This is a genomic window from Xanthomonas boreopolis, assembly GCF_046529185.1.
Taxonomy (GTDB): domain Bacteria; phylum Pseudomonadota; class Gammaproteobacteria; order Xanthomonadales; family Xanthomonadaceae; genus Pseudomonas_S; species Pseudomonas_S boreopolis.
In genome coordinates this window covers 3,229,152-3,240,182 of sequence record NZ_CP097162.1, presented here as the reverse complement: position 1 = coordinate 3,240,182, position 11,031 = coordinate 3,229,152, and the positions used below count along the sequence as shown (strand labels likewise).

The 11,031-nt window shown below is 69.9% G+C and carries 5 protein-coding genes; all 5 read left to right on the top strand.

What is annotated here, in order from left to right:
* Window positions 1-99 precede the first annotated feature (99 nt).
* The 5 genes from M3M27_RS14515 (at window position 100) to M3M27_RS14495 (ending at window position 11,014) form a co-directional block, all read left to right on the top strand.
* The gene (locus M3M27_RS14515) at window positions 100-1,989 is read left to right on the top strand and encodes a M61 family metallopeptidase (protein WP_140722855.1); all 1,890 of its coding nucleotides are present in this window, start codon (window positions 100-102) and stop codon (window positions 1,987-1,989) included.
* A gap of 162 nt (window positions 1,990-2,151) precedes the next feature.
* The gene (locus M3M27_RS14510) at window positions 2,152-4,395 is read left to right on the top strand and encodes a type VI secretion system Vgr family protein (RefSeq protein ID WP_434026088.1); all 2,244 of its coding nucleotides are present in this window, start codon (window positions 2,152-2,154) and stop codon (window positions 4,393-4,395) included.
* Between the two features lie 19 nt (window positions 4,396-4,414).
* Entirely contained in the window at window positions 4,415-6,025 is a 1,611-nt protein-coding gene (locus M3M27_RS14505; protein WP_434026087.1) for a hypothetical protein, read from the top strand.
* On the top strand, window positions 6,022-6,150 hold the full coding sequence (locus M3M27_RS14500; RefSeq protein WP_256661910.1) for a hypothetical protein: 129 nt from the start codon (window positions 6,022-6,024) through the stop codon (window positions 6,148-6,150). Before M3M27_RS14505 ends, M3M27_RS14500 begins: the two co-directional genes overlap by 4 nt.
* A gap of 22 nt (window positions 6,151-6,172) precedes the next feature.
* On the top strand, window positions 6,173-11,014 hold the full coding sequence (locus tag M3M27_RS14495) for an RHS repeat-associated core domain-containing protein (RefSeq protein WP_434026085.1): 4,842 nt from the start codon (window positions 6,173-6,175) through the stop codon (window positions 11,012-11,014).
* Window positions 11,015-11,031: the final 17 nt, after the last annotated feature.

The following is an 11,031-nucleotide window of genomic DNA, read 5'->3' as shown; positions in this document are numbered from 1 at the left end:
GCAAGGGGTGCGGGTATGACCTATGGCAGGCCGGTGCGGGACCGCGGCGGCGTAGCATCGGCGTTTTCCGTCGCCGTCCATCCTGCTGCTGGAGTTCAGATGAAGACCCCCACCGTCCTGGCGCTTTCGCTGCTCGCCGTCCTCTCGCTGCCCGCCGCGCAGGCCCAGACCGCGCCGCCGCGCGACGTGCCTTTCGACGGCGTGCTGCGCATCGACGTCGATGCCACCGACATCGACCGCCGCATCTTCCGGGTGCGCGCCACCATGCCGGCCACGCCCGGCACGATGACCCTGCTGTATCCGCAATGGATCCCGGGCAACCATGCGCCGAGCGGCCCGATCGACAAGGTCGCCGGGCTGGTGGTGAAGGACGATGCGGGCAAGGTGCTGAAGTGGACGCGCGACCCGTACGACGTCTACGCCTTCAAGGTTGACGTGCCGGAAGGCTCGCGCGCGATCAGCGCCGAGTTCCAGTTCCTGTCCTCGCAGGGCGACGGGCAGGGGCGCGTGACGATGACCCCGGAGATGCTGAACCTGCAGTGGAACACCGCTTCGCTGTATCCGGCCGGCTACTACGCGCGCAACATCAAGACCGTGGCGAGCGTGACCTTGCCGCAGGGCTGGGAGTACGCCACCGCGCTGGAGACCGAACGGCGCGACGGCAACAAGGTGACCTTCAAGCCGATCGACTACGACGACCTGGTGGATTCGCCGATCTTCGCCGGCAGGTACCACAAGCGCTACGCGCTGGACGCGGCGGGCAAGCAGCCGGTCTATCTCAACGTGTTCGCCGACGAGGCCAAGTACCTGGAGGCCAGGCCGGAGCAGGTCAAGGCGCACCAGGCCCTGGTGCAGCAGATGGACAAGCTGTACGGGGCGCGCCACTTCGACCACTACGAGTTCCTGCTGGCGCTGACCGACAAGCTCGGCGGGATCGGCCTGGAGCACCACCGGTCCAGCGAGAACAGCGGCGCGACCGGGTACTTCACCGAATGGGACAAGACCTGGGCCGGCCGCGACCTGCTGGCGCACGAGTTCAACCACTCCTGGAACGGCAAGTACCGCCGCGGCGCCGACCTGGCCACGCCCAACTTCAACGTGCCGATGGGCGACTCGCTGCTGTGGCTGTACGAGGGCCAGACCCAGTTCTTCGGCCACGTCGTCGCGGCGCGCTCGGGCCTGTGGAGCCAGGAGCAGGCGCGCGACATGCTGGCCGGCGTCGCGGCCACCTACGATCGCGGCCGCCCGGGCCTGGCGTGGCGCACGATCCAGGACACCACCAACGACCCGACCATCGCACGGCGCGCGTCGCGTGCGTTCCGCAACTACCAGATGAGCGAGGACTACTACTCCGGCGGCCAGATGGTGTGGCTGGCGGTGGACGGCAAGTTGCGCGAGCTGAGCGGCGACAAGCGTTCGATCGACGACTTCGCCAAGGCCTTCTTCGGCATGGACAACGGCGCCTGGGACGTCAATCCGTACACCTTCGAGGACATCGTCGCCACGCTCGACCGGATCGCGCCGTACGATTGGGCCGGCTTCCTGCGCGAGCGCATCGACGGACACGGCCCGATCGTCGACGGGATCGAGGCCGCCGGCTGGAAGCTGGTCTACACCGACAAGCCCAACGAGGCGTTCAAGGCGGGCGAGCAGCGCAGCAAGGGCGCCAACCTGACCTACTCGCTGGGCGTGGCGACCGGCGCCAAGGGCGATATCTCCGACGTGCTGTGGGACAGCCCGGCGTTCAATGCGGGCATCGGCACCGGCATGACCATCGTCGCGGTCAACGGCAAGGAATTCAGCCCGGACGCGATCAAGGACGCGGTGGCCGCGGCCAAGGACAGCCCGGCGCCGATCGAGCTGCTGGTGAAGCAGTTCGACCGCTACCGCACGATCAAGGTCGATTACCACGGCGGCCTGCTGTACCCGAACCTGGTGCGCATCGCCGGCAAGCCGGACCGGTTGAGCGAGTTGTACAAGGCGCGCTGACGCGCCCGCGCGATGGCCGTCGGTGTGACGGCCATCGCAGCTTTCGCGGCACTGAATGGATTCAGCAAGCCGTGCGGAAAAAAGCTGCGTCAAAATCTTGGCGTTTCATGTCGGCGATGGCAAATTTGCGGCTTCCGGTCATGGGACGAAGGAACGCCAGCAATGCATGCCGCCGCTCTCACGCCATTGGACGCCTTCACGCGCCTGAACCAGGACCGGCGCCTGATCCGCGTCGATACGGTGCTCGATCCGGACACCTTCCTGGTCAAGCGCTTCGAAGGCAGCGAGGCGGTTTCGGAACCGTTCTCCTACCGCATCGACCTGCTGTCGGGCCAATCGCGGCTGGAGCTCAAGCAGCTGGTGGGCCAGCCGCTGCGCCTGCAACTGGGCGACGAGTTCGGCGGCCGCAGCGTGCACGGGTACGTGCGCGAGTTCGCCAGCACCGGCAGCGAGGCGCAGCTGAGCAGTTATCGCGCCGAGATCGCGCCCTGGTTCGCGTTCCTGGACTACACCAGCAACTGCCGCATCTTCCAGGACCTGAGCGTGCTGGAGATCGTCGAGCAGGTGTTCGACGCCTACCCGCAACTGGCCGACTACCAGTTCGACCTCAACGCCGGGCGCCTGCCCAAGCTGCCGTATTGCGTGCAGTACAACGAGTCGGACTTCGCCTTCGTCTCGCGCCTGCTCGAGGATGCCGGCATCCACTACGGTTTCCGCCACCACGACCAGGGCCACACCCTGGTGCTGTGCGACGATTCCACCGCCAGCGCCGCCCATGGCGAGCCGGCCAAAGTGGAATTCGTCTCCGACCAGGGCGTGCTGGCGCGCCCGGGCTTGCATCGCTGGGGCGCGCGGCGCCGGGTGGGGCCCAGCGCGCAGTCGTTGAAGAGCTTCGATTTCAAGCAGCCGCGCAGCGCCCTGTTGGCCAGCAACGGCCGCAGCATCCCGATGGGCGCGCTGCCGGAGCTGGAGCAATACCGCTACGACGGCGCCGCGCGCTTCGCCGACAGCCAGGTCGGCACGGCGCTGGCGGCGGTGCGCAGCGAGGAAGCGGTATGGCCGACCAAGCTGTTCGAATGCGAGGGCAACGTCGCCGGGCTTCAGGCGGGCAGCTGTTTCACCCTGGAGCGCTATCCGGACTTCATCGGCCGTAGCGAGGAGGACCGGCAGTTCTTCGTGGTCAAGCTGCAGCGCGAGGGACGCAACAACTTCTCCAGCGACTATGGCGACGCCGAGTCGCCGAGCCACGAAATCCGCGCCGAGGTGCTGCGCCGCAAGATCCCGTACCGGCCGCTGCGGCGCACGCCGTGGCCGCGCATGCCCGGTCCGCAGACCGCCACGGTGGTGGGCCCGCCCGGCGAGGAACTGCACGCCGACCGCTACGGGCGGGTCAAGGTGCAGTTCCACTGGGACCGCCAGGGCGACAGGCGCGAGAACAGCTCGTGCTGGATCCGCAGCGCCAGCCCGTGGGCGGGCGCCGACATGGGCGGCGTGTCGCCGCCGCGCGTCGGCCAGGAGGTGGTGGTCGATTTCCTCGACGGCGACCCGGACCGCCCGATCATCACCGGGCGGGTCTACAACGAGGACAACATGCCGCCGTTCGGCATGGAGGTCAGCGGCCTGAAGTCGAAGACCGTCAAGGGCGAGGGCTGGAACGAGATCAGCATGCACGACGGCGCCGGCGGCGAGCTGCTGAACATGCGCGCCCAGCGCGACATGGTCACCACCGTGCTCAACGACCAGAACGCGACCATCCAGAACAACAAGTCCACCAGCGTCGCCGCCAACCACAACATGAGCGTGGGCGCCAACCAGGACATCTCCGTCGGCGCCAATCGCGGCATCACGGTCACCGGCAACGACACGCTGGGCGTCACCGGCACGCGCACCACCAACGTCACCGGCGCGGTGACGCAGAACTACCAGGCCGGGCAGACCAAGACGATCGCCTCCGCCGGCTACACCGAGACCATCACCGGCAACTTCACCACCACGCTGACCGGCGACTACGTCAGCCAGCGCACCGGCAGCTGGAAGGAGACGGTGACCAGCACCTCGACTCGCGAGGTGGTCGGCAAGCTGTCCGAGACGTTGCAGGGCGGGCGCGAGGTGGCCGTGGTCGGGCTGGACCGGCGTGGCGTCGAGGGCGCCGTGGAGGACACCAACAAGGGAGCGCGCACGGTCGGCGTGGAAGGCGATTTCGAGCAGGGCGTCAGCGGCAAGCACGAGCAGATGTCGGGCAGCGACATGACGCTGGCGTCGGGGACCAAGCTGACCGCGGCGGTGGGCGGCGCCTTCATCGAGGTGGTCGACGGCGAGATCCGCATCAGCGCCGGCGGCTCGGAGGTGGTCATCAACGCCGGCGGCGTGTCGGTGAACGGCAGCGAGATCAAGCTCAACTGCTGAACCGGCCAGGAGACCGCCGATGCAATCCAATCCCATGCTGCGCGGCGTCGAGGCACTGCGCGACGCCTGGCTGGAAGCCAGCGCCGATCCGGCGAAAAGGCTGCTGGTGTGGCGGCTGCCGGCCAACGCCGCGCGCCTGCTGGCCGCATTCCTGCAGATGCAGGAGCACGAGGGCGATTGGAGCGTGCCCGATTACTTCCTGCGCCTGGACACGCCGTTCGACACCGGTTTCGGCTACAGCCGCGCGCTCAAGCAGGCGTTGCTGGAACGCTACCTCGGCAGCCAGGCGGAACTGCGCGACCAGGGCGTGGCCCTGGGCTGGCGCGGCCCGCAGCCGGCGCATGCCGATACCGCGGCAGGCACCGTGGAGGTCTGGCAGGACTTCGCGCGCCACCATGGCGAGCACCTGCGGCTGCTGGCGGTGGTGCTGGAGCCGGAACGGGCCAGCTACGAAGAAGGCCTGCAGCGATGGATCGAGGCGGCGCTGGCGGTGCTGCCGCAGCAGCTGCGGCTGGTGCTGGTGGACAGCCGCGAGCAGCCGCGCTGGCAGCCGCTGCTGGACCGCCACGGCAACAACGCCGCGATCGTCACCGCGCCGGTGGACATGTTCGACCTGGCGCGCGATACCGCGGCGCAATCCGGCGGCAGCGGTCCGCAAGTGATGTACCGGCAGTTGCTGACCGACCTGATGCTGCTGATCGAGCGCGGCCGCCCGCAGCAGGTCGCCGAGCGCGCCGAGCGCGCGCTGGGGTTGGCGCAGCGCCATGGCTGGCACGACCAGCAGGCCGCCGTGCAGATGATGGTGGCCGGCGCCTGGCTGAAGGGCGGCGACCATGCACAGGCGATCGCCGGTTATCGCCAGGCGCGCAGCGCCGCGCAATCGGCCGCCGCGCTGGGCCATGCCGCCGCGCCGCAACTGGCGATGCAGAGTTGGTTCGGCGAGGCCGGCTGCTGGCTGGCCGCGCAGCAGCCCGAGCGCGCCGCGCAGGCCTACCTGTCGGCCGCGCAGTCGGCCGCGGAGATCCCGCACCCGATGTTCGATATCGAGGGCCGGCGCATGGCGGGGTGGTGCCTGCTCCAGCACGGCCAGCGCGATGCCGCGCGCGAGCACCTGCTCGAAGCCGTGCGCGCCGCCAAGCCGCTGTCGGTCCAGGACCGTCAGGCCACCACCTTGCCGCAGGTGCTGTGGGAACTGCTGCAACTGCAGGACAAGGCCCGCGCGAAGAAGCTGGAGCAGGTGGTCCCCGCCTACCTGGCGCAGGCCACCCAACTGCACCGGCACGCCGACGAGCAGGCCGCCGCGCTCGGCCCACGCCCGCCCGCCGCGCAACTGGACCGCATCGAGAACGAACTGCAGGCGGCGCTGGAGCAGGCCTTCCATCGCGCCGGGCGGGAACGCGAGCAGTTGATCCAGGGCGGGGACGAATTCTTCCGCAAGGTGGTCGCGGTGGGACGCGAGTTCCTCGATCCCGCCTGGAACGGCCTGCCGGCGATCCAGCATCCGCTGGACCACGAAGTGGCCGCCTGGAGCGAACCGCCGGCGATGCAGCCCTTGCCCGACCCGGCGCCGTTGTTGCAGGCGTCCGGCCAAACCCAGAACGGAGAAAGGAGCGCGGAAGCGGCGGCATGAGTTCGAGCAAATGGATGGTGATGGGCGTGGCCGTGCTGCTGGGCATGGCGGTGGTGGCCTGGATCGGCGTGGAGTACCGCGACGAGGTCAAGCAGTTCCTGCGCGCGCTGTTGCGCGCCTTGTAGCGCGCTCGCGAGGGGACGATCGATGAGCATCGCCGCCAAGCATTTCGACCCGCAGCTGGGCATCGACATCCACATGTACGCGATGCCGCCGTGCCCGTTGCCGACGCCGCACATCGGCCTGGTGCTGGACCCGTTCGACTACCTGCCGTTCATCGGCTCGACGGTGAAGGTGGGGGGCGTGCACCGGGCCACGGCGGGCACGGGCGGGCTGGACATCCACATCCCGCTGGGCGCGTGGGCGCCGCCGATGGCCGCACCGATGGGGCCGCAGTTCGACGGCGAGGAGATCTTCATGGGGAGCCGGACCGTGTCGGCGGACGGCGAGCCGTTCTCGCGGCTGGCGATGCCGGTGCTGGACTGCAACCTGGTGGGCCTGGTGGTGCCGTTCCGGCGCAAGAAGCCGAAGAAGCCGTTGCGCGCGCTGTCGCTGCCGACGGGGTTGAACGTGGCGATCCCGACCAACGTGACGGTGGGTGGCCCGCCGACGGTGTCGTGGACGGCGCTGGCGTTCCGCGGCCTGTTCGCCGGGCTCGGCAAGCTGCGCCGCTCGCGGCTGGGCGCGCGGGCCGCCGAGGCGTTCCGCAACGTGCGCCGCAGCGTGTTCTCCAACCTCAAGCCCGGCTTCCTCAAGTGCAACGTGCTGCGCGCCGAGCCGGTGGACATTCGCGACGGCAGCGTCTCGGTGACGCACGAGGATTTCAGCGTGCCCGGTCGGCTGCCGCTGGCCTGGGTGCGCGCCTATCGGTCCAATCGCGACGAGTCCGGCAGCTGCGGCCATGGCTGGCGCACGCCGGCGGATATCCGGCTGGTGCTGGAGGGCGACGGCTGGGTCGCCTTCCACGACCCGTCCGGCGAGGCCTTGTTCCCGGCATTGCCGCAGGGCGGGGAAGTGGTGCTCGAATGCGTCGAGGGCGCCAGGCTGTCGCAGCGCGAAGGCCATTGGGTCGTGCGCTGCAAGGACGGCGTGAGCTACTGGTTCGAGCAGGCGGCCGGGTCGGATCGCTGGCCGATCGCGCGCATCGAGGACATCTGCGGCAACCACTGGCGCTTCGAGCGCCAGGGCGGCCACCTGGTGCGCATCGTCGAAAGCGGCATCGACGGCCTGCAGGGGCGTTTCATCGAAGTGGAAGCGCGGCAAGGGCGGATCGAGCGGATGCAACTGTACGATCCGGCCACCGGCCTGAACCATCCGCTGGTGTCCTACCGCTACGCGGACGGGGACCTGGCCGCGGCGCTGGACGCGCTCGATGCGGCGCGCACGTTCGAGTATCGCCAGCATCGGATGGTGCGCCACACCGACCGGGTCGGTCTGTCGTTCCACTACGCCTACGATGCCCAATGGCGGGTGGTGCATTCCTGGGGCGATGGCGGGCTGTACGACTACCGCTTCGAATACGACGAACTGCTGCGGGAAACCCGCGTCACCGATTCCGCCGGACATGCGAGCGTGGTGAAGTTCGACGGCGCGGGGCTGCCGTTGTGCGAGATCGACCCGCTCGATGGGGTCACCCTGTTCGAGTACGACGGCTCCGGCCGGACCGTCGCCGTGACCGACGCCAATGGCCTGCGCCACGGTTTCGCCTACGACGAACGCGGCAACCTCCTCGAATGGCGCCGCCCCGACGGCAGCACGCTGCAACGGCGGTTCGACGACGACGACCGGCTGCTGCAGCGCATCGACGGATGCGGGGCGGCCACCCGCTTCGAGTGGAACGAGCGGGGCCTGCTGGCGGCGATGACCGATGCCCTCGGCGCGACCACCCGCTTCGCCTACCACGCCAGCGGGCAGTTGGCCGAGACGACCGATGCGCTGGGCCATGTCACCCGGCTGCGCTACGACCGCTACGGCAAGCTGGCGCTGCGCGAGGACGCCTTGGGCCAGCAGGAGCGCGCCGAGCACGACGCGCTCGGGCGCATCCTGCGGCGCTGGGACGTGGGCGGCAACCTCTTCGTCTACGAGCACGACGCGGCCGGCCGCCTGCGCGCGGTGCAGGCGCCGGACGGAAGGCGCAGCCAGTACCACTACGACGGCGAAGGACAGCTCGTGCGCCACCTGGACATGGATGGCGCATCGACCCGCCTGGACTACACGGGGCTGGGCTGGCTGTCGCGGCGGGTACGGCCCGACGGCGCGACCACCGAGTACCGCTACGACAAGGAAGGCCGCATCCGCGAGTTGGTCGATCCCAACGGGCAGACCTACGCGTGGCAGCGCGATGCGCGCGGTTGCGTGATCGCCGAGGTCGATTACTGGGGGCAGGTCCGCCGCTACCAGCGCGATGCCGCGGGCCGCGTCGTGCGCACCATCGATCCCTTGGGACGCAGCGTGCACCTGGAACTGGACGCGATGGGGCGCGTCGTGCGGCGCCGCCATCGCGATGACGCCGATCCGCAGCGCTGGCATGCCGAGCACTTGCGCTACGACAGCGAGGGCCGCTTGCTGGAAGCGCGCAATGCGGCAGCCCATGTCCTGTGCGAATACGATGCCGCCGGGCGCTTGCTCAGCGAAGTGCAGAACGGCTTCGCCGTGCGCCATGCCTACGATGCGGTGGGCAACCGCGTCGGCCGAAGCAGCGATGCAGGCAACACGCTGGCGATGGAGTACGACCCGCTCGGGCGCCTGCAGCGGATGCGGGTCAACGGCGAGGACGCCCTGGAGAGCGTGCGCAACCGGCGCAACCAGGCCGTGCTCGAACGCCTGGGCGAGCACCTGTCCCGCAATCTCGGCTACGACCTGTCCGGCATGGTCGCGCTGGAACAGTGGCAGGGCGCGCACGGCGAACTGTTCGCGATCGCGCACGAGTACGACGCCGCCGGCAATGCCGTCGCGCGCCAGGATTCGGTGTTCGGCGAGGATCGCTACGGCTACGACGTCGCGCGCAGGCTCGTGGCGCACGACAGTGCGATGGAGGGGGAGCGGAGTTTCCCGCACGACGCGGCGGGCAATCGCCTGGCCACCCGCGTCGTGGCGCGGCGGGCCGTGGCGGGCGCGGACGCCGGCGTGATCGAGGAATGGTGGCGGGAAGGCGAGTGCGACGGCATCGGCTATCGCTTCGACCGTGCCGGCAACCTGGTGGCGCGCAGCCTGCGCCGGCAGGCCGGCCAGCCGACGCTCTCGTTGCGCTGGGATGCCCAGCAGCGCCTGGTCGAGAGTCGTTGGGAAGGCCGGCAGGACGCCACCCGCTACGCCTACGACGCGCTGGGCCGCCGGGTCTGCAAGCGCACGCCGCAGGCCACGACCTGGTTCTTCTGGGATGGCGACGTGCTGCTGGGCGAGGTGACCTGCGACGATCCGGCCCCCTCGTCGTTGTGGGACGGCAATGTCGCCGACCTGTACGAGGCGCGGCGGCGGCGCAAGCGCTTGCAGGACTTGCATGCCCAGGTGCGCGAATACGTGTACCGGCCGCATGGCTACGAACCCCTGCTGCTGATCGTGCCGGAGACGGTGACGGTGGTCCCCGCCGCTGCAGCAGGGAACGAACAAGCGCGGGCGCCCGCGCCGGAGGCGAGGACCGGCGCCAGCCCGCAAGAGCCGCTTCCGCCAACCAAGCCGATCCCGCAGGCACCTGCCGGCCCGGCCCGGCCGCGGCAGGAACCGAGCAACGGACTGGGCGCGACGCTCGGCGGCGGCATGCGGCTGGGAGGAGCGCCGGGCCCTGCCGGCCCGCCAGCCACGGACGGTCCCACCGAGGAACCGGCGCGGCCTGCCGGCGCCGCGCCGGCCGCGCGGACGCTGGGGGCCCTGGGCAGCGCCACGCTGTTTCCATCGAGATCCCCGGCCAACGATGCACCGCGTGCCCCGGTGCGGTCCGGCCCGGATGCCGCGAAGCCGGCCGGACCTGCGCAGGCCGGTGCGGCGGATGCGGTGGACGCCTCCGCGCCCGCTTCGCGCACCCTGCAAGTGCGGCGGATCTACTACTACTGCAACGACGTCAACGGCAGTCCGTTGCGCCTGCTGGATGCGCATGGCGAACTGGCCTGGGCCGCGGCTTCGGCGCCGTGGGGGCAGGTGCGGGCACGGTTGCGCGATGCGCGCCTGGCGCAGCCGTTGCGCCTGCCGGGGATGTACTACGACGCCGAGAGCGGGCTTTGCTACAACCTGGCGCGCTACTACGACCCGCAGGTCGGGTGCTATGCCGGCGCAGACCCGATGCTGCTCGCCGCCGGCGAGAACCTCTACGACTACGGCCACGGCAATCCGTTCCGCTGGATGGATCCGCTGGGCCTCGCTCCGTGCCGGCGCGGCGAGTGGATCTTTCCCGAAGGCGACTCGCGCAACGTCAACGACTACGACGTGATCTACACCAACGGCATCATGGGCAGCCGCGACGCCGCGGTGGAGCTGGCGAACAGCCGCGGCGTCGCCTACTACTACAACCCCAGCTTCTCGGAAGGCCTGCCGCGGTGGATACCGGGCTTCCTGCGCGGGCCGATCGGCGGCATGGGCGACGTGTTCGAGACCGCGGTGCAGAAGTTCGGGCGCGGCGGCGATCCATTGACCCAGGGTTTCATCGACGGGCTGCGCCAGCTCGACCACCCGGTCACCATCGTCGGCCACAGCCAGGGCGCCGCCACCGTCGTGCGTTCGGCCGCGCACATCCCGCCGGGATCGACCGTGGTGCTGCGCAGCCCGGCGGTGAGCTACAACACCGCGGCCGAAGCGCTGAACGGGGCCAACCTCGCCGAATGGCGCTACATCCAGCCGGTCGGCGACATCGCGCCCCTGTACGCCTCGAACAACCCGGGGCAGTGGGTCTCGCAGGTACGCCGCATTAATCCGATCAGGACCGTGGGCATCCATAATCAGAACGGATTGGGCCTGGGTACCGGCGATTTCCCCGGACCGACGTTCCCGAATGGCTGAAGGACGGAGGCACGTGC

Bases quoted from the DNA above. Each gene is read 5' to 3' on its own strand.
- M3M27_RS14515 (WP_140722855.1), top strand. From the start codon at position 100: ATGAAGACCCCCACCGTCCTGGCGCTTTCGCTGCTCGCCGTCCTCTCG.
- M3M27_RS14510 (WP_434026088.1), top strand. From the start codon at position 2,152: ATGCATGCCGCCGCTCTCACGCCATTGGACGCCTTCACGCGCCTGAAC.
- M3M27_RS14505 (WP_434026087.1), top strand. From the start codon at position 4,415: ATGCAATCCAATCCCATGCTGCGCGGCGTCGAGGCACTGCGCGACGCC.
- M3M27_RS14500 (WP_256661910.1), top strand. From the start codon at position 6,022: ATGAGTTCGAGCAAATGGATGGTGATGGGCGTGGCCGTGCTGCTGGGC.
- M3M27_RS14495 (WP_434026085.1), top strand. From the start codon at position 6,173: ATGAGCATCGCCGCCAAGCATTTCGACCCGCAGCTGGGCATCGACATC.